Origin of the sequence: Arthrobacter sp. BL-252-APC-1A (genome assembly GCF_009696625.1) — a bacterium.
Classification (GTDB): domain Bacteria; phylum Actinomycetota; class Actinomycetes; order Actinomycetales; family Micrococcaceae; genus Arthrobacter_B.
Genome location: NZ_VULS01000017.1, coordinates 1 through 22,406 on the forward strand (window position 1 = coordinate 1; position 22,406 = coordinate 22,406).

The window sequence follows — 22,406 nt, forward strand, 5'->3', positions numbered from 1 at the left end:
TGGTTCCCAACCAACAACCCGCGTCGTTGTTGAGTGAGGGAACACCACAATTGAATACACGCCACCACCCTCATACCAGGGGACCGGTGGCGTCCGGTACCACGTACCCCACAATTTTACCCACCCCCATGGGGGTTCGGGTTGGAAGGGTTACGGCGGTCATTGCGCGGGGGAAACGCCCGGTCCCATTCCGAACCCGGAAGCTAAGACCCGCAGCGCCGATGGTACTGCACCCGGGAGGGTGTGGGAGAGTAGGTCACCGCCGGACAACCATTAATGTTTCAGGCCCCGCAACGCTGCGAGGGCCTGAAACACTTTAACAAGCAAAACAGTATTCGGGCCTGCACATGTGTGCGGGCCTTCCGTGTCTTACATCCCGCCCCTGGCATACCTCCAAGTGCCAGGCCCGGGGTTCCCACACTCTGTGACACCTGTCCACCTGTGGGACCACAGCAGATAACACGTGTCACGACGGCTGGGAACGGCGGGCCGGCGTTCCCAGCCGGCGGCCCGCACCGCGGCCAAGCGTGCCAACCCGGGCCTGGGCGGCCCGGCATTCCCACCTTCAGTTACACCTGACCACTCGTGGGACCACATGGGTTAACAGGAGCACCACAGCGTGGGAACCACGGCCAGGAGGAGCCTAGCCGCCCCCAATCGGGTCTCCTGGGGAGCGACACCTCGTCCCTGCCCTGGCCCCGGCTCACGGCTCCCACCCGGCTCCCACCCGGCTCACGCCCCGCCCCGCCAGGGGCCCCCGCCCCGCCCAAGCCCCGGCCTACGGCTCCCGCCGGGACCCCCGCCCCGCCCAAGCCCCGGCTCACGTCCCGCCCCGCCAGGGGGCCCCGCCCAAGCCCCGGCTCACGTCCCGCCCCGCCAGGGGGCCCCGCCCAAGCCCCGGCCTACAGCTCCCGCCCCGGCCCCGGCTCACGGCCTCCGGTCGGCTTGGACGCCGCCGGCCCCCAGCACACGGAATCAGGGAGTGGTCAAAGCACCCCGCGAAACAGGGTAAGATAGTAGAGCATCACCGCCGCAGAGGGCTTCCGGAAACGGAAACAGGAAGCGGCGCGTGACCCAGGTTTTCCCGCGCAAGCGAGGATAAAGGGTTACGGCGGTCATTGCGTGGGGGAAACGCCCGGTCCCATTCCGAACCCGGAAGCTAAGACCCACAGCGCCGATGGTACTGCACTCGGGAGGGTGTGGGAGAGTAGGTCACCGCCGGACATACCGTAAAGAGAAGGATCCGTACAAAGACGTACGGGTCCTTTTCTGTTTCTCCCCGCCCTCTGCGCAGGGGCAGGCTTACCGGGACCCGGGTGGGTGGAACAGACTGTGTAAATGACGGAGAACAGCGGCTCCCTCAAACGCGGGCTCGACTCCGGGCCGGACATTGAACGCACCATGTTCTTCAGCGATGCAGTGTTTGCTATCGCCATGACTCTGCTGGCCGTGGATATCAAGGCTCCGGACGTTCCTTCTGACCAGCTGGGCCAGGCCATCCTGGACCAGCGACCGGAATTCTTCGCCTACGCCCTCTCCTTCGCCGTTGCCGGAGCCTACTGGCTGAGCCACCACCGCCTGTTCCGCCTCCTGAAAGGCTTCACCGGCGGCCTGCAGCGGCTGAACCTGCTGCTGCTGTTCTTCGTGGCACTGCTGGCCTACGCCACGGACATGCTGGCGCTGCACGATGACACCAGCCTCGGCGTCGTTATTTACGCGGCGGCACTGGGGCTGATCGGGTCGGTAAACACGCTCATGTGGTCCTACTGCCGCCGGCATGGGCTCTTCCGGGACGACGTGAATCCCGGCCTGCTCCAATATGCCCGCGTCCGGGCGCCGATCACACCCGCCGTCTTCCTCCTGTCGATTCCCATTGCCCTGGTGAGCCCTTCTGCGGCGGAGTACTCCTGGTTGTCCATCCTCGTCATCAGCCTGGGACTGCGGCTGGCCGGGAGCCGACGCCGCAAAGCCGCCGCCGGCCCGTAAGGCAGCCGATTCGGTAATTGGTTCAAAGTCCGGTAGTCTTATATCTGCTCTTGACGAGCAAAGCCTGGAGGATTCGCCTAGCGGCCTATGGCGCACGCCTGGAACGCGTGTTGGGTTAACGCCCTCGGGGGTTCAAATCCCCCATCCTCCGCCAGATGAGAGATCATCACCAGAAACGCCCCGGTCCATGACCGGGGCGTTTCTGTTTGTCCGGGCAGATCAGCTGTGCTCCGTCCGCAGGGCGAATCGGGTGGCCGCGGCAACTGCTCCTATCCCCAGCAGCGCAGTCCCTCCCGCCAGTGCCAGGTACACGAACGGCTGGATCGTAGGCACGGGCTGCCCCGAGACATTCAGGGCGATGCCCATCAGCGGCGGCAGCGCCAGGACAGTACCGACTACGACGGCGGCAGCCACCATCAGCGCCGACTCCGCGCCCGTCATGCGGCGCAGCTGCCCATCGGTGGCACCGAGCCTGCGCAGCAGCAGCATTTCGGGGCGCCGCCGTGCCGTGGACATTACCAGCGCGTTCCCCACGGAGACGGCCAGATAGCCCAGCAGAATCAGCATGGCAAGAACGTTGACCCATGATTCCGCACTGCGTTCAGCCGATCCTGCCGCGTCCAGCGCCTCGCGGTCCAGGACACTCAGGCCCAGGCCTTCGAGTGCCGAAACCAGCTCGGCAGGGTCGGCATTGGGCGCCGTGAGCAGCAGGTGGCTGTTCAGCCCGGTGGTGGTGTGCGGGAGGAGGGCTGCGTTGTCCATGGCCACGTCGCCGAAGCCGAGTCCGCGTTCGTAGGTTGCGACGACGACGGCATCCCCCCCGGCGCCGTCGCCGAAGTGGAATCCGAACGTGTCCCCGGGAGCCAGCCCGGATTCCCGTGCCAGGGCGGTGCTTACGGCCACCGTCCCGGGTTCGGACAGCCGGTCCAGCGAACCGTCCCGGACTCCCAGGTCCAGAGCCTTGTCCAGGTTTTCGGACGCAATGCCCTGCACACCGACGGGCTGCACGCCGTCGTCCATGCCCAGGAAACGTGTCTGGGCGAGGAGCGCGGAGCTGGCTACCGGCGTCGTTGTTTCGACTCCGGGCAGCGCGGCGACAGTGTCCGTTAGCTCCGGGGCGATCCCGCCGCCGGGGGCGCTGACCAGGTAGCCGGCCACGACGCCGTCGCGGGACTGCCGCTGCGCTTCGGCCTCGACGGTCGTGGGCAGGAAGAACTGCACGGACCCCAGTGACAGGGCAAGGGCGAGAGGGACGATTCCGGCTGCCAGCCGCCGCGGGAATGCCTCGGCACCGGCTCCCGCCAGGACCAGGGACGCGGAACGGCTGCGCCGCAGAAGCGGTGCCACCATGTTCAGCGCCCCGGTCACAATCCAGGGTCCCAGCACGCCCGCGCCGATCACCAGCAGCAGGATGCTCGACGCCGCGGACGCCAGCCCGGCCCTGCCGGGGACAGCAGCGGGCAGCAGCGCCGCAACCAGCCCGGCGCCGAGCAGCAAGAGTCCGGTAATAATGCGCCCGCGGCCCAGCCGGCCGGACTCCGTAACCGCCTCACGCAGGGCGGTCACGGGTGCAGCCCGGACCGTACCGCGGGCGGAGACCAGCGAGGCACCCGCCGCGGCTGCCACGCTGACCAGTACGGCGCCCACTGCGGGGAGCGGACTGAAGGCCAGTTGGAATCCTTCCGGAATCACACCGGCTGCGGTGAACTGTCCGCCAAGGAAGCCCGCAAGCCAGAATCCGGGAATCGCTCCCAGCACGGCTGCGGCCGTGGCAACCAGCAGGACTTCACGGACCACCAGGCCCAGGGTCTGGCCTGCCCCCGCGCCGATGGCCCGCAGCATGGCGAACTCGCGCCGTCGGGAAAGGATTGAAAGCGAGAGGGTTCCGGCGGTCACGAAGACGGCTGTCATCGCGGCGATTCCGGCCAGCGAACCGCTGAGCAGCAGCAGCATGGACCGGGCTCCGGCTCCGCCTAGGTTCTCCACTTCGCCGCGCCCGTCGCCGGTGTAGCTGACGACGCCGGAGACTGCGGCTTCGATGTCCGCCGCCAGCTGTGCCGGGTTGACTCCGGGTTCGGCGAGCACGCCGACCGTAGCCACCGAACCGGCGTGCGGCCACAGCGCTGCCGCGCCGACGCTGCTGAGGAAGACCGCCGGGTTGCTCCCGTCCACCGGCGCCGCGGTGCCGGACACGGTGTACTCGGTTGGAATACCTCCGTGGCTCAGCACGATGCGGCTGCCCGGGGCTGCGTTGAAGGACGCGTCAACTACTGCCTCATCCGGGGCCTGCGGGGGTTCCCCGGCCGTGAGGTCATAGGGAGCCAGGGCTGCTGATTCCCAGGCTGCAGCCACCACAGGGTCCCCTTCGGCAGTGGCCAGCGGGATCTCCATGTTGCCGACAGCGCTGCGGACGCCGGGGATTGCCTCGATCTCCTCCACTGTCGTGGCAGGCAGCAGGACCCGTTCGGGAAACACTGCCGGAAGGTCCTCCGGGACCGGGATGGACTGAGGTGCCCCAACTACGACGTCGGCGGCCTGCAGTCGCTGCGGAGAGGTGCCGCCGCGGAGCCCGGATTCGATCAGCACGCCCAGGGCAGTGATGAGTGCAGCGCACAGGAATACGGCAATGAACACTCCGGCGAAGCCGCCGCGGTGGTGCCGGATGGATGCTTTGGCGAAGGTCAGCATGTCAGTTTCCTCCGAGGTAGGCCATGCGGTCGGAGACGTCGCGGGCAGAGGCGCCGTCCATGCTGCCGTCGATGCGTCCGTCGGCGAGGAACACCACGGTGTCCGCGTAGCTGGCTGCCACCGGGTCGTGGGTCACCATCACCACGGTCTGGTTCAGGGCGGACACGGTATGCCGCAGCAGGTCCAGGACCTGGCGGGCAGTGCCCGAGTCCAGGGCGCCGGTTGGTTCATCAGCGAAGACCACGTCCGGGCGGGTGATCAGGGCCCGGGCAATGGCGGCGCGCTGCTGCTGGCCGCCGGAAAGTTCCTGCGGTTTCCGCTCGCCCAGGCCTGTCAGCCCGACGGCGTCGAGCACGTACTGCAGCCAGGCATTGTCCGTTCCGCGTCCGGCCAACAGCAGCGGCAGCGTCACATTCGCCGTTACTGAAAGCTGCGGAAGCAGGTTGTACGACTGGAACACGAAGCCCACGTGGTCCCGCCGGAAGCGGGTAAGTGCCTTGCCCCGCAGCCGGGAAATCTCGGTGCCCCCTAACCGCACCTGACCGGCGTCGGGCACATCCAGGCCCGCCGCGGACTGCAGCAGCGTACTTTTCCCGGATCCGGACGGACCCATCACTGCGGTGAAGGTACCGGCCGGCACGGCCAGGGACACCTCGCTGAGGGCGGCCACCGTGGTGCTGCCGGTGCGGTAGTTCTTCGAGACGCCGGTCAGCTCCAGGGCTGCCGGACCGGGAAATTGGGATGAGTCGGAGTACATGGTGAGTGTCCTTTGAGTGGTGGCTGGGGAACTGCTTTCGACGCTACGCAGCGCCGGAGACGGTTCCGATACAGCCAGCAGCCCAGTTCATGGTGTAGCTGGCTATACCGACAGGCGACGGCTGCTCGGGCATAATCGAGCAGATGAGGCCATCCCAAGCCGGTCTGCGGACCCGTGCCGCAGACGCGGTGTTCCTGCTGCGAGAAGCCGCCTACTGGCTGGCTTCGCTGGGGATCCTGGTGGCCGGGATCGTACTGCTGCCCTTCCTGTCCCTGGGCATAGGTCTGTATGCGCTTCCCGGTGTGCTGGGAACGCTGGACCTGCTGGCGGCCCGTGCACAGGGGAGGTCCGCCGGGTTCGCCGGTGCCGTGATTCCCTTTGACCGCCGGCGCCTGCGCGGGCGGTATTCCTTTGGGGAACTCGCATCGCTCGTAACGGCGCCGGAAACGAAGCGCGACCTGTCCTGGCTGCTCTTCCATGCCGCGTTTGCCCTGCTGGCGGGTGCGCTGGCCATTGCACTGCCCGTCGGAGCGTTGCTGTACCTGGTGGTGTCTCCGCTGTGGCTGCTGTTTCCGGCGGATGCTCCGCTGGAAATGACGATCACCATTACCAGCTGGCCGGCTGCGTTCCTGGGCATGCTGCTTGGCGTCGCCTACGCCGTCCTGGCCTGGCTGCTGCTGCCGTGGATGGCCCGCCGGCTCAGCGAGGGAACACTCGCGATCCTCTCCCCGCGGCGCTACGACGAACTTTCCCGCCGGATCCAGGACCTCTCCGCAGCCCGCGCGAGTGCCCTCGCCGCCCATGCCGCCGAGCTGCGGAGGATTGAACGGGAACTGCACGACGGCGCACAGAACCGGCTGGTGGGAGTGGTCATGATGCTGGGGCTGGCACAGCGTGCCGCCGAGACGGATCCAGCGGCGGCTGTGCCGTTTCTTGAGCGGGCGCAGGATGCTGCGTCGGAGGCCTTGGCCGGACTCCGTGCGGCCGTGCATGACATTTATCCGCCCGTGCTGGACGAGCTAGGACTTGGCGGAGCGGCTTCGGCGCTGACCAGCCGGTCGCCCATTCCCTGCAGTCTGGACGTGGCCGGCCTGCTGCGGGCACCGGCTGCGGTGGAATCCGCCGCCTACTTTGTCCTGGCCGAAGCACTGACCAACGCGGCGAAGCATTCCGGTGCGTCGCGCATCGAGGTGGTGCTGCGCACCGAATCGACGTCCCGGGAGGATGTGCTGGTGGTCGAGGTGACCGACGACGGACGCGGCGGAGCTGCCGTGGCCCCGGCGGGCGGCGTCGGGGTGGCTGCGGCTGGGGCTGATACCGGTGCCGGTACTGGTGCCGGCGCAGCCCGGCGTGGCGCGGACGGCACTCTCCACACGGCTGGTGCCGGCAGTTTCGGTGCGGCCGGTGGCGACAGCGATCTGGGAACGGGCGCGGGTGCCGTGGCGGCCGCCGTCGACGTCGGCACTGGTGACGCCGGGTCCGGGACCGGGCTGGCCGGGATCGCGCGGCGTGCTGCCGCGTTTGGCGGCAGGCTGGTGCTTAGCAGTCCCCGCGGAGGACCGACGAAAGTTAGGGTGGAGCTGCCTTGCGCGTTCTGATTGCCGAAGATGACGCCCTGCTGCGCGCAGGCCTTGAACTGCTGCTGAAGGGCGAAGGGTTCGAGGTTGCCGGGTCCTGGAATAACGCCGATGACCTTCTTGCGGCCTTTGAGCCGGGAACGGCCGACGCCGCGGTGCTGGATGTTCGCATGCCTCCCACCTTTACAAACGAAGGCCTGCGGGCTGCGCTCGAACTCCGGTCCCGGGTACCGGACTTCCCCGTGCTGGTCCTTTCTGCCTATGTGGAGGACAGGTACGCCACCCGGCTGCTGGGATCCGGCGCCCAGGGCGTGGGATACCTGCTCAAGGAGCGCGTGGGAAAGGTGGGCGACTTCGTCGATGCCCTGCGCCGGGTGGCGGACGGCGGCACCGTGATGGACCCCGAGGTCATTGCGCAGCTCTTCAGCCGGCGCAGCAACCAGGACCCCATCCGCTCCCTGACCCCGCGCGAGTTCGAAGTCCTGGGGCTCGTGGCCGAGGGACTGGGGAACACCGCGATAGCGCAGGCTATTTCCGTTTCGGAGACTGCGGTGAGCAAACACATTGGCAACATTTTCGCGAAACTGGGGCTCGCGCCGTCGGACACCGGGCACCGCCGCGTCCTGGCGACCCTGGCGTACCTGCGGTCCTGATCCCCTTGTCCACCGAGAAGACAGTTACGGCTCTTTTCAGCCCGCTAAAGAGCCGTAACTGTCCTCTCGATGAGTGGGGGCGGTTACGCCCTAACCGGCCTGAACAGCCGCTCGGCCAGCAAAACCGCACGGCGTTCGAGCAGCGCCGGGTCGTCCGGAACCAGCGAGGACGCGATTTCGTACTCGTACCCGTCGAAGAAGGCCAGGAAGATCGCCGTCAGGTCATCCACGGAGCCGGATCCGGCATCGGAGTCTATGGCGAGCGATCCGTCCTGAACACCGCGCCCGACGGCGGCACGAACGTGCGCGTCCCACAGCACATATACGCTGTCCAGGCGCTCGCGGAGCTCGGGGTGCCGGCGGGCGAGGCTGGACATTTCAAGCCACAGCAGGCCCCGGCCGTGCAGGCTCGGCATCCCGCAGACCACGCCGATCATGCCGCGGAGCTCTTCCCACGGGCTGAGGAGGGACGGGTCCAGGGACGCGAAATGCTCCATCAGCGCGCCGCTGGCATGGCCAAGCGCTTCGCCCAGAAGCTGCTCCCTGGTTCCGAAGTAGTGCTGAATAACACCGATGGAGACACCGGCCACTTCGCTGACGTCCCGCAGCCGGGTGGCCTCGTAACCGTGCCGGGAGATGCACTCGAGTGATGCCTCGAGGATCACCCGCCTCTTTTCTTCCTTGCCGCGGGCCATCCGCTCCTGCTCCATCCCGGGACGGGAGCCGTCGTCCGTCCCTCCCCAACTCTACGTACGCGGCCTAGCTGTACATGACGTAGACCTTGGACAGCGTCTCGGTCACGTTCCAGGTGCCGGCCCAGCCCTTGGGGAAGACCGCCAGATCGCCCGGACCGACTTCCTTGGGCTCTTCGCCGTCGCGCTGGACGGTCATGCGGCCGCTGAGCACATAGATGACCTCGCCGCCGTCGGAGAAGTCCCACCGGGACAGGCCGGTTGCGGTTTCCCATGTGCCCGCGTGGATTGTTTCCTCCTCGGTGGAGAACAGGTTGTAGGTCTTGGTCTCGATCTCCGCGCCCAGCGGGTCCGCCAGCGGAAGCGCGAGGGGCTCCACTTCCTTCTCGGACTCTTCAACCTGGGCGATGCTGCGGACGATTGCCATGCGGGCTCCTCGGGTAGTCTCCAAAACCAATATTCCGATATTGGTTTTCTCAAGGTAGTGAGTCGTTGCAGCGCCGCCAACTTCGTTACGCGCCGTGCACCCTTGACGCAGCACCGGCGCGGGATAACGATTTACGGACCAAGGGGTCTGCTGACAGGCCGGATTACTCCGGAACAAGACTCCGCCCGGTTCCCGGATACCCGTTTGGGAACCGCAGCCCGAACTTCGAGACGCCGGCGCCGGGTTCACGGTGCGGAAGGTTGCCCGTGGAAGATCCCCAGGAGTCCGAAGACGTCCGGCAGCGCGTGCACGAAAGCAAAATCGCCCTGGTCACCGGCGCGTCCCGGGGTATCGGCAGGCGGGTGGCCGAGCGGCTCGCAGCGCAGGGGGCGCAGGTGGTGGTCGGCTACCGGAAGAACGCGGACCTGGCCAAGGAAACCGTGGCGGAGCTGCAGCGGGTGGGCGGCGGAGGGCTGGCGGTGCAGGCGGACATCGAAAACCCCGAGGACATTGTCCGGTTGTTCGACGCCGCAGCCGCCGAGTACGGACGCCTGGACTACTTCGTGAACAACGCCGCCGCGGCCGCGTTCAAGAAGGTGGTGGATCTCAAGACCCACCATCTGGATCGCGCCTACGCCGTGAATGTGCGGCCCTTTGTGCTCGGCGCGCAGGAGGCAGTGAAACTGATGGACGACGGCGGCAGGATCGTGGCGCTGACTTCTTACGGGAGCGTGCGGGCCTTTCCTACCTACGCGGCACTGGGCTCCTACAAGGCCGCCGTCGAATCCTTTGTCCGGTTTATGGCCGTGGAGTTCGCCGGCTACGGGATCAACGTCAACGCCGTGAACGGCGGGCTGATCGACTCCGACTCGCTCGAGTACTTCTACACCATGGACGGCATGGCCCCGATGGACAGCGTGATTTCCCGCATCCCCAAGCGCCGCCCCGGCACCGTGGACGAAATGGCCGCCACCGTGGACTTCCTGCTCTCCCCGGGAGCCGAGTACATCACCGGGCAGTCCCTGGCCGTGGACGGCGGCCTGTCCGTAATCGCCCCGCCGTTCTTCAGTGAAACCACACCCCCAGTAGCGCTTCCTGAGCGTCCACGCCGGCCGCGAACGGAAGACTGACGAAAGGACAGGACCCCATGCCATACGATGCAGGGCGGTTCAAGGACTACTTTGAATCCCAGATGACCTACGGTGCCGGGTTCCGGCGGAACGTTGCCCGGTACGGCAGCGCCGTCGCCATGATTGACCCGCCCACCGGACGCCAATGGACCTACGCCCAGCTGGGCGCCGACGTCGACCGCTGCGCCGCGATGCTCGCCGAACGCGGCGTGCGCAGCGGCGAGCGGGTGATGTACCAGCTCTTCAACGGCGTCGAATTCGCCCTGCTCTACCTGGCCACCCACCGGCTGGGCGCGGTCAGCGTGCCCATCAACTACCGGCTAGCCCCGGGGGAGACCGCGCACATCCTGCGGGACAGCGAACCGTCGGTGTTTATTGTCGATGCCGAGTGCGCGGCGTCCGCGGCGCAGGCACTGGAGCTGTCCGGCACCTCGCCGCAGGTCCTGGTGGTGGGGGAGGCCGACCTGCCGCAGGGCTGGGAGAACTTCGACGCCGCGCTGCAGGCTGCCTCCGGGTCGGTTCCGGAACTGCCGGCGGACTATTCCACCTACGAAGAGTCCACGAGGCTCTACACCTCGGGCACTACGGGCATGCCCAAGGGCGTGTCCCTTCCCTCGCTGGCGGAACTGATGAGCGCGCACGACGTGATCATGCACTTCCCGCTCAGCCCGCAGGACCGGACCCTGAACATGACCCCCTGGTTCCACCGCGGCGGCCTACACTCCGGCGGGCCGAATCCGTCCTTCTACATCGGTGCAGGAGTAGTGCCGCTGCGCAGCTTCAATCCCTCCACAGTGCTGGACTGGGTGGGGGAGTACGGGCTGACGTTCCTGATCGGCGCTCCCACCACGCTGGAGATGATCGCCGCTGAGCAGGAGAAGCAGCCGCGGGACATCTCCACGCTCAAGGGCATTGTGACCATGGGAGCGCCGCTGGACCGGGCCGCGGCGCTGCGGTACCAGGAGCTGCTCACCCCCCGGATCTTCAATGGGTACGGCACCACCGAAGCGTTCTGGAACACGTTCCTGCGCCCCGAGGATCTGCCCGCACGGGCCGGCACCGCGGGGCGGTCCTGCACGGATGACGACGTCGCCGTCGTCAAGGTCTTCCCGGACCGGCGAGGGCGACCGGAGGAGCTGGCCGCCCAGGATGGCACCGAGGCCGGGGAAGTGATCATGCGCTCGCCGAAGGCAGGGTACAGCTACGTGAATCTGCCGGGTGTGGAGGAGGAGAAGTTCTTCGAGGGGTGGCTGTATCCCGGGGACATGGCCACCTGGGATGAGGACGGCTTTGTGACGATTCTGGGCCGCAAGGACGACATGATCATTTCCGGCGGCGAGAACATCCACCCCGTGCAGGTCGAGGGAGTGCTCGCGGAACATCCTGAGGTGCTGGATTCAGTGGTGGTCGGTGTCCCGGATCCGCAGTGGGGGCAGCGCGTGGTGGCGTACGTGGTGCCGCGCAGTGAGGATGCGACGGCGGATGCGCTGGAGGAGTTCTGCCTGTCCCATCCCGGCCTGGCCGACTATAAGCGCCCGCGCGCCTACCGGTTCGTGGACTCGGTGCCGCTGACCGCGACCGGCAAGAAGATGCACTTCAAACTGGCCGAAACAGCTGCGGAGGATCTGGGCGCCGGGCGGCTGATTGCTCCGGGCGCCGCGGTGGCGAGGGAGTGAGGGACGGAATGAGCGAACGGGTGGTCATCACCGGGATGGGGGCGCAGACTCCGCTCGGTGGGTCGTGGCCGCTGACCTGGGAGGCGCTCAAGGAAGGCAAGTCCGGCGTAGACCGGATTACCGCCTTCGACGCTTCCGAGTTCCCGACACGGATCGCTGCCGAGGTGAAGGGCTTCGACCCCGCGGCCTGGCTGCCGGTAAAGCGGATCAACCGGTCGTCGCGGGCGTCGCAGCTCGCCGTTGCGGCGGCCCGGGAAGCAGCGGCCGACGCCGGACTGGGCGTTTCTTTGGAGGGCGTCGACGCCGCCGTCATCATCAACAGCGCCGTCTCTGGATATCCGGAGGTGCAGGATGCCACCCGGCTGTTCGACGCCCAGGGCATCCGGCCGGTCAGCCCGAGTTTCGTGGCGTCGTCGCTCACCAATATGCCGGCCTGCGAAGTCGCGATCGACCTCGCCGTGCACGGTCCGGTGAATGCCAGCGCGCTCGCCTGCGCCAGCGGAACGCACGCCCTGTTGGAGGCGCGGCGCACGCTGCTGGCGGGGGACGCCGACGTCGTAATTGCCGGTGGAACGGATGCCGCGATCACGCCGGTGATGTTCGCAGGGCTGACCACCATGCGCGGCCTCTCGCGGAGCAATGACGTGCCGCAGGAGGCATCGCGCCCGTTCGACGCCGAGCGGGACGGGTTTGTGTTCGGCGAGGGTGCGGTGGTGTGCGTGATGGAGACGCTGAGCCATGCCCGTGCCCGCGGCGCGCGCGTGTATGCGGAGGTGCTGGGCGGGGCGATGACGTCCGACGCGTTCCACATTGTGGCGCCGGAGCCGAGCGGAAAGTATGCGGCCGAGGCGATTTCCCGGACGCTGGCGCAGGCCCGGTTGGACCCGGGGGAGGTGGATCTGGTCTGCGCGCACGGCACGTCAACGAAGGCCAATGACCGGACGGAAACGTTGGCGCTGCACTCCGTGTTCGGCGAGCATGCCGGGTCCCTGGCGGTGACGGCCCCGAAGTCGATGACCGGGCACCTGATTGGAGCCGCCGGAACGCTGGCGTCGCTGCTGTGTGCCATGTCGATCGTTGAAGGCGTGGTTCCGCCGACGATCAACTACACGACGCCGGACCCGGAGTGCGACCTGGACTATGTGCCCAACACCGCGCGGGAGCAGGACGTGCAGTATGCCGTGACGAACGCGTTTGGGTTCGGCGGGCAGAACTGCGTCTTGGCGTTCGGTCGGGTTTAGGCCTTACCCCCTCCGCGAGATTACAGAAACTGCACGATAGAGGCCCTCTAACGTGCAGTTTCTGTAATCTCGGTGAAGGCTGTTAGCGGCCGAGGGCGGCGTCGAGCTGTTCCTGGATCTCGCTGTAGGCGCCTGTCGACAGCTGGACTTCCTTACCGTCCAGCAGCAGCGTCGGGGTGTGCTGGATCGAGAGGTCCTGAGCGTCTTGCAGGTCCCGGGCTACACGGTCCTTGATGGCGTCGGAGTTGTAGTCGGCTTCGAACTGCTCCATGTCCAGGCCGAGTTCTTCGGCGTAGCCGGCAAAGATATCGTCCACGCTGGACTCGGTCTTCCAGTCCTGCTGGTGCTCAAAGACCTTGGCGGCCATCTGCTCCATTGCACCCTGTTCGGCTGCGGCTTCCACGGCGCGGGCGGAGGCCTCGGCGTTCTGGTGCTTGGGCAGCGGGTAGTTTCGCACCATGATCTGTACCTGGTCGCCGTAGTCCGCCTTGGCCTGCTGGATGAGCGTGTCCATCATGGCGCAGTAGGGGCACTGGTAATCGGTGAACAAGACCAGCGTGGCCTGCGGGTCTGCCGGGTTGGTGATGGTCCGGGCGTCGGCGGGGACCAGCTTGTCCTGCTGGTCTGCCGGGATCAAGAATTCCGCGGGGGCGCTGGCGGAGGTTGATGCGGAGGGGGACTCCGCGGGGGATTCTGCGGACGTGCCGCAGGAGACGATTCCGCCGCTAACCAGCAGCCCGGCAATGACTAATGAGGGTACAACCCTGCGCATAGTTCCTTTCCTGGGTTGAGGAGGCGCGCAGCTCTGGCGCGCGAGGTACTGATTGCAGTTGCTGTCCTTTTAATGTTTCCACCGGCGTGCAGGGGACTGGAAGCGGGTTGCGGCGTGATCTTGGTCCAGCCGGGTTGTGGCTGGGGTTACCGTGGCTCCGCGCCGGGCGGTCGGGGCGCTCAAGGGCTGCATGCCCAGAGTAGGGACCGAAGTCCAGGGGTGCATTCAACCTTCGGGGAGATAACGCTGCTTAGAGGCGTTTCCCAGAAACCTTCGGTCAGATAATGCTGCTTTGAAGCGCTGAAAGGGACGCTATCTGACCGAGGGTAGCGACGAAGGCGGGCTAAACGACGGTATCTCCCCGAAGGTTTGGCAAATGCCCGCAACAGGTCCTGTCCCGACGGCGTTATAGCGGGCGGCGCTCGCAGCACCTGGCCGCGCACGGTTCGGCGGACCTGAAGATGGTGCGGGGATCAGGCAGGACGGCGGTCCTCGTCGCTTTCCCGGGCCAGGCGGGCAATGCGCTCGCGGGCGGACCGTTCCGACGGGCCCATATCCCCAAGCCCGAACCGGATAACCCGCAGCACGAGTTTCACCGGGCCGTGCACCGGCAGCTTGAACGGACCGAGATGCGGTTCGCGGAGGCCGAGCATTTCGCGGTGCCGGGGTTCCAGGGAGGCGACGGCGCCGGCGAAGAGGACACGGTAGCCGATCATCTGGTTGCGGGGCAGGGGAGGGCGGCGCAGGAACCGCACCACTTCCTCGACGGTCGGGCTGGAGCGCAGTTCGGGGTCGAACGCAGCCATCTGTTTCCGCAGCCCGGCCAAGTCCCGTGGCGGGTTGTCGATCTGCATCAGTTCACCTGCGGTCGCCCACTCGGCGACGTATTGGTCCGGTCCGCCCGGGATGGGTCCGCCGAACTCGATGTGGGAGGCCAGGAAGGCATCCGTGAAGGCGAGATGCACCCAGCGGGCGAGCTCGGGATCGTTCGCTGAGTACGGCCGTTCCGTTCCGGAAGCGTCCTCGTAGGTGCCTTGAACCCGATCGTGCAGGCGCAGCACCCAGTTCGAGGCGCTGCGTGCCGCCGTCGTATCCCCGTAGGTGACGGTGAAGATCCAGCGGATGGTTCCGGCGAGCCGGCCTAGCGGGTCTTCCTTGTAGTTGGAGTAGTCGCGGACTCCGGCCATCGCGCCCGGGTGCAGTGCCTGGAGCAGCAGGGCGCGGATGCCGGCGATGATCGTGGTCATGGATCCGTGGACCGCCCACACTGCGGATCCCGGTCCGTAGTAGCCGCGGTCGGTGCCATTGGCGAGCTCCAGTTCCCACTCTGGAATGGTCTCTGCGTTGTTGCTGAACGTGCCGACCAGCTGCCGGCGCCAGGATTCAAGAAGCTTGCCCATCGTCCCAGTATGGGCCTGTCGGCTGGGAGGAGTCAGGACGGGCGGGCAGACGAATGACTAGTTGATCAGTGCGATGAGCAGCGGGACGCATCCGGCAGCCATCAGTGCAATGAAAATCGTCCATTGCCTTCCAGTCAGCGAAGCGTTTCTGATGGTTCCGCCCCGAATGATCGCGGCCCAGAGACTTACCCCCGCACCGACCATAAATGCGGCGCCCAGCAGGCCCAGCCAGAAATCAGGCGTCATTTAATGCCGTCTCTGGGTGCATCGTCGGTCAGTCCGATCTTGGCGAACCGGCCAGCAGCACCGCCAGGGCTGAGCTTGGTTTGCATCTGAATTCCCCCGAGTCCAAGACTGTTCCCAAAGCTCCTGCCCCGGGTGCCCAGAAGGATAAGCCGCGGAACCGTCGTTTGTCAGTAGTAGTCGGGCCGAAGATCGTCACCTGCAGGCCGGGCGCGCCGTCCCTGTGTCGCAATAACGCTGCTTTGGCGGGCAGGGACAATCTTGTGTCGCAGTACCGTCCTTCCGAGCCGTTCATAGCGATCGTTATTGCCCCACAGGATAACGACGCGGTACGGGCCGCGTGTGCCCGGCCCACCGAAACGATTCCCCTAGGGTGGGGCCATGACAACAGCTACAGCAGCAGGCTACGAACGGTTCGCGGCAGTCGAAGCGCGGGGCGTCTCGCCGCTCTACGAGGAGTGGGCGGCGTCCATTGCAGACGACGACGCCGTGCTGGCGCTGATCGAATCGCTTCCGAGGTCCAAGCGACAGCCGAATCTGGTCTTCGCCGCAGCACGTCTGGCAGGTGCTCCGCTGGCCCGGTATCCGGAGTTCCGGGAGTGGCTGCTGGGCCGGTGGACCGCCGTCGAACCCATCATCCAGTCACGGATGACCCAGACGAATGAAGCGGGCCGGTGCGCAGTCCTGCTGCCGCTGCTCAGCCGGATCGAAGGACCGGTAGCACTGATCGAAGCCGGGGCCTCCGCCGGATTCTGCCTCTATCCCGACCGGTACAGCTACCGTTACCAGGCCGACGACGGCGAACAGCTCGTGCATCCCGCAGCCGGCGCCAGCACGGTCGAGTTGCCCTGCACGCTCACGGGAACAGTTGTTCCCGACCGCCTGCCCGACGTCGTATGGCGGGCAGGAATCGACCTGAACCCTTTGGATGTCCAAGACTTCGAGGACATGGCCTGGCTGGAAACCCTGGTCTGGCCCGAACATGAGGAACGCCGCGACCGGCTGCGGGCAGTGGCGAAGGTCGCTGCCGAAGACCCGCCGCACCTGGTCCGGGGCGACATCGTGGAGGCACTCCCGCAGCTGGTGGACAAGGCGCCCAAGGACGCGACCGTCGTCGTCTTCCACAGTGCGGTGCTGCCGTACCTCGACCCGGACCACCGGCAGCGGTTCGTCGATCGAGTGCAGGGCCTCGACGTCATCTGGATTAGCAATGAAGGAGAAGGCGTCCTGCCGGCGGTCAAGGACCAGCTAACCCGCAGCGCGGAAGGCAACCTGGTCCTGTCCCTGGACGGCGTTCCCCAAGCCTTCACCGGACCGCACGGCCAGAGTTACGAAGCGCTCTGACCGCGCGCAAAGCCAAGGCCAGCTACCGCAGCAGAATATCCACAGCCCGCGACCCGCCAGAAGACCCCACCGGAACCCGCTCCAGCGTGCCCGACCGGTTGGCGGCGTCGTCGCGCAGGATCTCCGTGACCGACCCCAGGAACCGGGACAGATCCACCTTGTCCTCCGGAGCGGCGAGCAGCAGCTGGAAGCCGAACTCGTGCAGCGCGTTGATGGACGCCTCCGCGAAGGACAGGGAGGACTTCACGAACGCCTCATCCATCATCACGGTGCCGTAGGTGCTGAATCCCTGGGACACGATGCCCAGCTGGTACGCCAGCGCCGATGCCATGATGAACGCCGTGAACCGCTGCCCCTCACCGCCGGACATCAGCGACGCCTGCAGGTTGGTGAACGACTGCCCGTTCGCGAGCTTGTTGGTGCAGGTGATGGTCACATGCGCGCGGACGTCCAGGACCTCGGCCCGCCAGCGGCGCTCCTGCGGATCCTTCAGCTTCTCCACCAGGCCCTCGAGCGCGGCGTACCGGGCGTCCATGTCCGCCTTGTCCTGCCGCACGCCCATCATCGGAAGGGCGTTCTTCAGTTCGGTGCGGAACTTGTGCGCGTCGTCCGGGACGGTGGTCTTGACCTCGATCTCCAGGTGGCTGTCCACGTGGTACGGCACGCGGCGCAGCACGGAGTTCAGCGGCAGCAGGCGCGCGGAGATGCTGCGGCGTTCCTCGTCGAGCAGCTGCAGCAGGTCGCTGAAGCGCTCGTAGGTGCGGTTGTTGAAGTATTCGCGGAACTCCGACTCGTGCTGTGGCAGGCCCTCGGTGACAATGTCCTCGTACCGGCGCACGTACTCCTCGGCCGAGTCCACGCCCGTGCCGAAGTCCGAGCCCCACTTGTCGCTGTACGTCTCGAAGGTGCGCTCCAGCCGGGTGCGGGTTTCCAGCAGCGTCTTATCCAGCCGCGCGGCCTCGGTGAGCAGGTTCCGCTCCACTTGCCCGGCGGCGTCGTTCAGATGCACGACGTCGGTGATCTCACCAAAGGGGGCGAACAGCTCATCGAGCTGCGCGCGCAGGTCCTCGGCCAGGGCATCCGGGCCACGGCCGGCCAGTGTGTCCCGGCGCTCGGTGGCGGCGGTGAGCTCGGCCTCGAGCCGGGCCAGGTCACCCTTGAGCACACCGATCTTCTCGGTCGCGGCGGTCAGGTCCAGCTCCGCGGTGTCCAGCTCGAAGCGGATCTGCTCCAGGTCCGCGTTGGCGTCGCGTGCGGATTCAAGGCGTTCGACGGCGGCAGTCACCGCGGCGCGGTGCTCCTCGGCGCTGATCTCCTCGAATTCGCGGGTGTCGGCGGCGACCTTGCGGACTGCGGCGAGCCGGCGGATCAGGTCGTCCTGCTCCGAGGCGTGCTTGCGGGAGACAACGTCGGCCTCTTCGAAGCTGGCGCGCAGGGCCAGCAGCTCACCGGCGAGGGCGGCGATCTTGTCCTTGTTGTCGAAGCCCAGCACGTTGTCCGAGGCCTTGGTGTGCCGGTCGTCCTTCTCCGTGGTGGAGGAGTTCCGCTTCACGGCACCGCCCAGGCTGACGCCGCGGGAAACCTTGGCGAGCTCGTCCGGGTTCTCGACGCACTCGAAGTCGTAGTGCGCGGTGATCTTCCGGGCTACCCAGTCGCCCATGGCGGAGTCGTAGGTGCTGAGCTTGGTGATCAGGTCACGCGGTCCGGGCTCGGACGGACCGTCCACGGGAATGCTGACGTCGATGCAGCGCAGGAAACCGCGCAGGTTGGTTTCGCTGAGGTAGCGGGTGACGGCGGGCATGTGCTCGCCGGGAACCAGCAGGGCGGTGGAGAGCGGGCGGAGCACCCGTTCGGCGGCGGCGCGCCACTGCGCGTGTTCAGCCGGGACATCGATCAGTTCGCCGGCGAAGGGCATCTCGGCCTCGTCGATGCCGGTGGCTTCGCAGATCCGGGCGCGCTGTTCCAAGCTTTCCGGGCGGATGTTGCTGCGCCGGCGGCGGAAGGACGCGATCTCGGTTTCGAGCTTCGCGATGGAACCCTTCAGCGCCCACGCTTCGCCGTGCGCGTCGGAGCTGCGCTCCCGGGCGGCGTCGACGTCGGCGTTCAGGGTCTTGATCAGCTCATTGGCGCGGCTGCGGGCGGTGACCAGCCCGGCGGGGGAGAGGTCCGTGTCGATGCCGGCGGCACGCAGGTCGGCGCGGAACGCGTTCTCCACGGTTTCACGGGAAACCAGCTGAGCCTGCGCGGCCGCGACTTCGCGTTCCAGGGTGGCGATCGCGCCGCCGCCTTCCTGCGTGTAGCGGGCGGTGAGCTCGGCGACCTGCTTCTTCAGCTTGGTGCGCTGCTTCTCGGCGGCCTTCAGCGCCTCGCGGCCGGTGGTTGCAGCACCGGTGAGGCGGTCGACGTCGCGCTCGTGGCTGGCCAGCGCCAGACGACGGCGGTAGGCGGGCAGCCCGTCGGCGGTGAGGGTGCGGACGCGGTCCAGTTCGGCCTTCGTGGTGAGGAACAGCCGATGCTGGTCCGGGACGTTGGCCAGGTGATCGCGCTGCTGGCGGGCGCGTTCGAGCTGGCGGCGGATGCTGCGCAGGTGGCTGAAGTCCTCCACGGCCTCGTCGGCGGCGGTGAGGGTTTTGGGGGTGTCCAGGACGTGGTTGCGGAAGAAGTCGTTGACCGTTCCGCCCAGGCCCTTGCCGGTTTGCAGGATGCGCAACAGGCCGAAGGCCTTCTCGTCCTCCACACCCAGGGCGGTGCGGTACCGCTCGGCGAAGAGTTTGTGCGAATCGAAGATCTGCGCGCCCGGCAGCAGGGATTCAAGGGCACCCTTGGTGAACCGGCCGCGCATGCCGGTTTCGAGGGAGGGAATGTCCAGTGGACGGTTGTGTACGGCGTAGAACCGGCCGACGTGGTGTTCGGTGCCGGTCGCGGGCAGGTCCATGAGTACGGACAGGCTGGTGATCTGGCCCAAGCCGTTGTCGAAGGTGAGGCAGACGGCGGACCAGGTGGCGCCCGGGCGCTGGTAGGCGGTGCCGTCGCCGGCTTCCATGCCCTGGGTGCCGAGCCGGCCGCGCATGTAGGAGAACGCGGTGCGTTTTTCCTCGGCAGCGGTGCCGCCGTTGTTCTGCGCTGCCTCATTCATCTTGGGCCGGGCGTCCATGACCTGCAGGATCGCGTCGAAGATGGTGGACTTGCCGACGCCGGAGTCGCCGGTGAGCAGCGTGCCGGCGCGGTCCACGTGGATGGTGTGCGCGCCGTCGAACGTTCCCCAGTTCACGATCTGGATCCGGGAGAGCCGGTTCTGGCCGGGGTTGATCAGGTCCCCCATGGGAAGGGTGGTTTCGATGCTCATGCCGGCTCCTCGCCGTCGTGCTCTGTTTCAGTGACCGCGTCGTCAGCGGCTTCTTCGGCGGGGGCTTCGTCTGCCGTGTCCGGCTCCGCCGGGGCCTCGGTCAGCGAGTTCATGTAGGTGATGATGTCCCCGATGTGCTCGTACGGCAGGGCCAGCGGCAGCGCGTTGGAGATGACCCAGACGTCGTCCAGCTCGGTGGGCAGCAGCAGCCGGCGTTCGGTGACGAGCTTGCGGATCGCGGCGTCGGCCAGGTCTTCCACGCCCTTGGCATCGTGCGCCTGCGGGTCCACGTACTGCTCCAGGACGTCGATGATGTCCTGCCGGGCGATGGTGGCTTCGTTGCCGGTGCCCGAGTGGCGGTCCAGGACCAGGCGCATGCGCAGCAGCAGCAGGGTTTCCTCGCGGGTCATTTCGCGCTGGCGCTGCAGGGCGGTGGTGTGCGGTTCGACCATTTCCACCGGGCGCAGCAGGGCGACCTTGTGGTCCTCGTCCACGACCAGTTCGAGGAACAGTTCGCTAAGGCGGACGCGCAGCTGTTCCTGGTTATCCACCACAGTGTTGTAGACGTTGTCCGAGGAGTTGGCGTCCAGGTACGGGCCGCGCAGCAGCCGGATGAGGGCCTGGCGCAGCTTCAGCGGCAGGGTGCCGGTGTCGCCGGGGAACAGTTCCGGCCCGTCGATCAGGACGTCGCGGGCTGGCTGGCTGCCTTCGTCGAACGGGTAGTCCTCGTCCAGCTCGTCGTACTCTTCGGTTTCGGCGGTGGGGTTTTCGATCATGGCTGGGGGCTTTCGGCGACGGTGAGGACGGGCAGCACTGCGGTGCGGGAACTGCCGTCGATCTGGAGGAAGGGGATGGACTCACTTGGTTTGTGAGAAAGGAAGTCGTCCGTCGTCGCTGTTCCGTTGCTGACCCCGGTGGGGGCGGCGGAGGCGAGGAGCGCGCGGATGCTGTTGAGGTGGCGGTGCTCGGCGGGCAGTTCGGCGAAGATTTCCGCGACGGTGGCGCGGCCGCGGTGGCTGCCGGCCCGTGTGATCGCGTCGCGCAGGACGCGGCGGTCGGCCTTGGGGGTGCGGGCGGCGCGGTGGATGTCCGCTTCGGTGAACGACGGCGGTTCGGGCAGCTTCCGCGGTGCGGCGTGCTCGGCGGGGTCGTAGGTGCGGACCATGCTGAGTGATTCGAACGCGGACGCGTAGAGCTTCGGTGCAGGCACGACGGCGGCGCGGCGGCGGCCGCGCGGTGCCTTGTGGATGGCGGTTTCGGCGACGCGGATGAGTTTGCGCAGCTGGACCGACTCCCGGTACTCGTCGCTCTGGACGTAGGTGTGCAGGGATTCGGAGAGCCGGCCGTAGATCCGCTGGATTTCGGCGGCCTGTTCGCGCATGTCGCTGATCATCCGGTACAGGGCCTGCCGGTCGCCGGGGGTCATGGCGTCGGCGAAGTCGCGTTCCAGGACCTGCGCAATGGCGTGCCGGAAGCGTCCCTGCTGGTCGGCGTCGTTCAGGAAGGCGGTGAAGCCTTCATAGGTGCGGCCTTCGCTGGTGCTGCGCAGGCGCTTGTCCGCTTCGAGGATTTCGCCCATGGTCAGGCCCTTGGAGGCCTGCGATTCGACCATTTCCTGGCGCAGGGTGTGCAGCATCTTCTCGAGGCCGTCGCGCATGCGCTTGAAGTCGGCGGGCAGTGCGGCGGCGAGGTCCAGGATGTCGCGGGCGGCTTCGACGGCGGTGTCGTCGTCCAGTGGCGGGGGAGCGTCGCCGGCGCGGAGGGACCGGATGAGGTCTTCGCGGCGGGCGATCTCTTCTTCGAGGACGGCGATGCGTGCTTCGGGGTCCGGGTTGGATTCGTGCGCCAGGGTTTCCACGCTGGAGAGCAGGGTGTTCAGGCGGGAGGAGTTCAGGCTGGTGGTGTCCCCGGTGAAGCCGTCCAGGTAGGAGAGGAACCGGACGGCGGGTTCGGTGAGTTCGTAGACGAAGCGTCCGTCAGCGCGGGGGCGGGCCAGGAAGCGGCGGGCCACCCAGTCATCGGCGTAGTTCTTGCCTGTCCAGTCTTCGCGCAGGCTCTGCCCGTTGAGCCTGAGCTGCTGCAGGAAGGAGTCGGTGAGGCTGTGGAATTCGTCCAGGGGAATGCGCGGGCGGGTGCGCGTGAAGGCCTCGCGGAACAGGGCCAGGACCCAGGGGTTCGCGTTGGTAAGTTTCCAGCCGGGCGAGGCCTGTAGCCGCTGCAGCTCCGCCCAGCGGGCTACGGCGTTTTCTGTGAAGGACATGCTGCGCTTTCCGCCCGGAACGAAGGGGTAAAACGGGCCTCCCTGATTTTAGCTGAGGCGCGGGACCAACCAGCTCAGCGGTAAGACGGCTCTTCGCGGTTGGTGGTGAAACAGGTTCCGTGTCTTGAAAGCTAAAGGGCTCGTAGCCCTGCTGTGATGGATGTTCTCTACGCATTCATCAACAGTCAGGAGCTACGAGCCTTGATCGAGCCTA

General features: G+C 67.0%; 17 protein-coding genes, 1 tRNA gene and 2 rRNA genes. 10 read left to right on the forward strand and 10 right to left on the reverse strand.

Annotated features, from left to right (window positions below):
- Window positions 1-151: 151 nt before the first annotated feature.
- From rrf (FYJ28_RS16560) to FYJ28_RS16575, 4 genes are all read left to right on the forward strand, one after another.
- Window positions 152-268, forward strand: a 5S ribosomal RNA gene (gene rrf, locus FYJ28_RS16560).
- 839 nt (window positions 269-1,107) lie between these two features.
- Window positions 1,108-1,224 (forward strand): 5S ribosomal RNA (gene rrf / locus FYJ28_RS16565).
- Between the two features lie 114 nt (window positions 1,225-1,338).
- On the forward strand, window positions 1,339-1,986 hold the full coding sequence (locus FYJ28_RS16570) for a TMEM175 family protein (RefSeq protein WP_055240640.1): 648 nt from the start codon (window positions 1,339-1,341) through the stop codon (window positions 1,984-1,986).
- A gap of 66 nt (window positions 1,987-2,052) precedes the next feature.
- Window positions 2,053-2,140, forward strand: a tRNA-Ser gene (locus FYJ28_RS16575).
- A gap of 65 nt (window positions 2,141-2,205) precedes the next feature.
- On the opposite strand, the gene FYJ28_RS16580 is transcribed toward FYJ28_RS16575, so the two are convergent.
- Both FYJ28_RS16580 and FYJ28_RS16585 read right to left on the reverse strand, forming a co-directional pair.
- On the reverse strand, window positions 2,206-4,674 hold the full coding sequence (locus FYJ28_RS16580) for an FtsX-like permease family protein (RefSeq protein WP_154580121.1): 2,469 nt from the start codon (window positions 4,672-4,674) through the stop codon (window positions 2,206-2,208).
- A gap of 1 nt (window position 4,675) precedes the next feature.
- On the reverse strand, window positions 4,676-5,431 hold the full coding sequence (locus FYJ28_RS16585) for an ABC transporter ATP-binding protein (RefSeq protein ID WP_154580122.1): 756 nt from the start codon (window positions 5,429-5,431) through the stop codon (window positions 4,676-4,678).
- Window positions 5,432-5,574: 143 nt separating this feature from the next.
- Between FYJ28_RS16585 and FYJ28_RS16590 the strand changes: the two genes are divergently transcribed.
- Window positions 5,575-7,029, forward strand: a complete 1,455-nt coding sequence (locus FYJ28_RS16590) for a sensor histidine kinase (protein ID WP_154580123.1) — start codon at window positions 5,575-5,577, stop codon at window positions 7,027-7,029.
- The gene (locus FYJ28_RS16595) at window positions 7,017-7,661 is read left to right on the forward strand and encodes a response regulator (RefSeq protein WP_154580124.1); all 645 of its coding nucleotides are present in this window, start codon (window positions 7,017-7,019) and stop codon (window positions 7,659-7,661) included. Before FYJ28_RS16590 ends, FYJ28_RS16595 begins: the two co-directional genes overlap by 13 nt.
- An 83-nt stretch (window positions 7,662-7,744) precedes the next feature.
- Here the strand turns inward: FYJ28_RS16595 and FYJ28_RS16600 are convergent, their stop codons facing one another.
- Together FYJ28_RS16600 and FYJ28_RS16605 are read right to left on the reverse strand one after the other, a co-directional pair.
- Window positions 7,745-8,356 (reverse strand): TetR/AcrR family transcriptional regulator, encoded by a 612-nt coding sequence (locus tag FYJ28_RS16600; RefSeq protein ID WP_195840715.1) that lies wholly within the window; start codon window positions 8,354-8,356, stop codon window positions 7,745-7,747.
- Window positions 8,357-8,420: 64 nt separating this feature from the next.
- Window positions 8,421-8,780: a cupin domain-containing protein gene (locus FYJ28_RS16605; RefSeq protein WP_154580126.1), complete on the reverse strand. Its 360-nt coding sequence runs from the start codon at window positions 8,778-8,780 to the stop codon at window positions 8,421-8,423.
- 266 nt (window positions 8,781-9,046) lie between these two features.
- Here FYJ28_RS16605 and FYJ28_RS16610 point away from each other — a divergent pair, with 266 nt between their 5' ends.
- Genes FYJ28_RS16610 through FYJ28_RS16620 form a run of 3 tightly spaced genes read left to right on the forward strand, consistent with a single transcriptional unit; the run spans window position 9,047 to window position 12,827 of the window.
- Entirely contained in the window at window positions 9,047-9,910 is an 864-nt protein-coding gene (locus FYJ28_RS16610) for an SDR family oxidoreductase (RefSeq protein ID WP_326831791.1), read from the forward strand.
- Between the two features lie 17 nt (window positions 9,911-9,927).
- Window positions 9,928-11,586: a class I adenylate-forming enzyme family protein gene (locus tag FYJ28_RS16615; RefSeq protein ID WP_154580128.1), complete on the forward strand. Its 1,659-nt coding sequence runs from the start codon at window positions 9,928-9,930 to the stop codon at window positions 11,584-11,586.
- Window positions 11,587-11,594: 8 nt separating this feature from the next.
- A complete protein-coding gene (locus FYJ28_RS16620) occupies window positions 11,595-12,827 on the forward strand; it encodes a beta-ketoacyl-[acyl-carrier-protein] synthase family protein (protein WP_154580129.1) in 1,233 nt (410 codons plus the stop codon).
- Between the two features lie 82 nt (window positions 12,828-12,909).
- Here the strand turns inward: FYJ28_RS16620 and FYJ28_RS16625 are convergent, their stop codons facing one another.
- The 3 genes from FYJ28_RS16625 to FYJ28_RS16635 form a co-directional block, all read right to left on the reverse strand.
- A complete protein-coding gene (locus FYJ28_RS16625) occupies window positions 12,910-13,599 on the reverse strand; it encodes a DsbA family protein (protein ID WP_154580130.1) in 690 nt (229 codons plus the stop codon).
- 473 nt (window positions 13,600-14,072) lie between these two features.
- A complete protein-coding gene (locus FYJ28_RS16630) occupies window positions 14,073-14,999 on the reverse strand; it encodes an oxygenase MpaB family protein (protein WP_154580131.1) in 927 nt (308 codons plus the stop codon).
- 57 nt (window positions 15,000-15,056) lie between these two features.
- Complete coding sequence (locus FYJ28_RS16635) at window positions 15,057-15,245, reverse strand: hypothetical protein (RefSeq protein WP_154580132.1); 189 nt, start codon at window positions 15,243-15,245, stop codon at window positions 15,057-15,059.
- A 378-nt stretch (window positions 15,246-15,623) separates the two neighbouring features.
- Here FYJ28_RS16635 and FYJ28_RS16640 point away from each other — a divergent pair, with 378 nt between their 5' ends.
- Entirely contained in the window at window positions 15,624-16,586 is a 963-nt protein-coding gene (locus tag FYJ28_RS16640; RefSeq protein ID WP_154580133.1) for a DUF2332 domain-containing protein, read from the forward strand.
- A 22-nt stretch (window positions 16,587-16,608) separates the two neighbouring features.
- Here the strand turns inward: FYJ28_RS16640 and FYJ28_RS16645 are convergent, their stop codons facing one another.
- From FYJ28_RS16645 to FYJ28_RS16655, 3 genes are read right to left on the reverse strand one after another with little or no spacing between them, the layout of a single operon-like run.
- Window positions 16,609-19,932: an ATP-binding protein gene (locus FYJ28_RS16645; RefSeq protein ID WP_154580134.1), complete on the reverse strand. Its 3,324-nt coding sequence runs from the start codon at window positions 19,930-19,932 to the stop codon at window positions 16,609-16,611.
- Window positions 19,929-20,708, reverse strand: a complete 780-nt coding sequence (locus FYJ28_RS16650) for a DUF4194 domain-containing protein (RefSeq protein WP_154580135.1) — start codon at window positions 20,706-20,708, stop codon at window positions 19,929-19,931. The genes FYJ28_RS16645 and FYJ28_RS16650 overlap by 4 nt, the downstream gene beginning before the upstream one ends.
- Complete coding sequence (locus tag FYJ28_RS16655; protein ID WP_154580136.1) at window positions 20,705-22,192, reverse strand: DUF3375 domain-containing protein; 1,488 nt, start codon at window positions 22,190-22,192, stop codon at window positions 20,705-20,707. Before FYJ28_RS16655 ends, FYJ28_RS16650 begins: the two co-directional genes overlap by 4 nt.
- Window positions 22,193-22,406: the final 214 nt, after the last annotated feature.

Coding starts and splice junctions, on each gene's coding strand:
- FYJ28_RS16585 (WP_154580122.1), bottom strand. CDS start 5,431: ATGTACTCCGACTCATCCCAATTTCCCGGTCCGGCAGCCCTGGAGCTG.
- FYJ28_RS16645 (WP_154580134.1), bottom strand. CDS start 19,932: ATGAGCATCGAAACCACCCTTCCCATGGGGGACCTGATCAACCCCGGC.
- FYJ28_RS16605 (WP_154580126.1), bottom strand. CDS start 8,780: ATGGCAATCGTCCGCAGCATCGCCCAGGTTGAAGAGTCCGAGAAGGAA.
- FYJ28_RS16600 (WP_195840715.1), bottom strand. CDS start 8,356: ATGGCCCGCGGCAAGGAAGAAAAGAGGCGGGTGATCCTCGAGGCATCA.
- FYJ28_RS16635 (WP_154580132.1), bottom strand. CDS start 15,245: ATGACGCCTGATTTCTGGCTGGGCCTGCTGGGCGCCGCATTTATGGTC.
- FYJ28_RS16640 (WP_154580133.1), top strand. CDS start 15,624: ATGACAACAGCTACAGCAGCAGGCTACGAACGGTTCGCGGCAGTCGAA.
- FYJ28_RS16580 (WP_154580121.1), bottom strand. CDS start 4,674: ATGCTGACCTTCGCCAAAGCATCCATCCGGCACCACCGCGGCGGCTTC.
- FYJ28_RS16570 (WP_055240640.1), top strand. CDS start 1,339: ATGACGGAGAACAGCGGCTCCCTCAAACGCGGGCTCGACTCCGGGCCG.
- FYJ28_RS16615 (WP_154580128.1), top strand. CDS start 9,928: ATGCCATACGATGCAGGGCGGTTCAAGGACTACTTTGAATCCCAGATG.
- FYJ28_RS16630 (WP_154580131.1), bottom strand. CDS start 14,999: ATGGGCAAGCTTCTTGAATCCTGGCGCCGGCAGCTGGTCGGCACGTTC.
- FYJ28_RS16650 (WP_154580135.1), bottom strand. CDS start 20,708: ATGATCGAAAACCCCACCGCCGAAACCGAAGAGTACGACGAGCTGGAC.
- FYJ28_RS16590 (WP_154580123.1), top strand. CDS start 5,575: ATGAGGCCATCCCAAGCCGGTCTGCGGACCCGTGCCGCAGACGCGGTG.
- FYJ28_RS16655 (WP_154580136.1), bottom strand. CDS start 22,192: ATGTCCTTCACAGAAAACGCCGTAGCCCGCTGGGCGGAGCTGCAGCGG.
- FYJ28_RS16625 (WP_154580130.1), bottom strand. CDS start 13,599: ATGCGCAGGGTTGTACCCTCATTAGTCATTGCCGGGCTGCTGGTTAGC.
- FYJ28_RS16620 (WP_154580129.1), top strand. CDS start 11,595: ATGAGCGAACGGGTGGTCATCACCGGGATGGGGGCGCAGACTCCGCTC.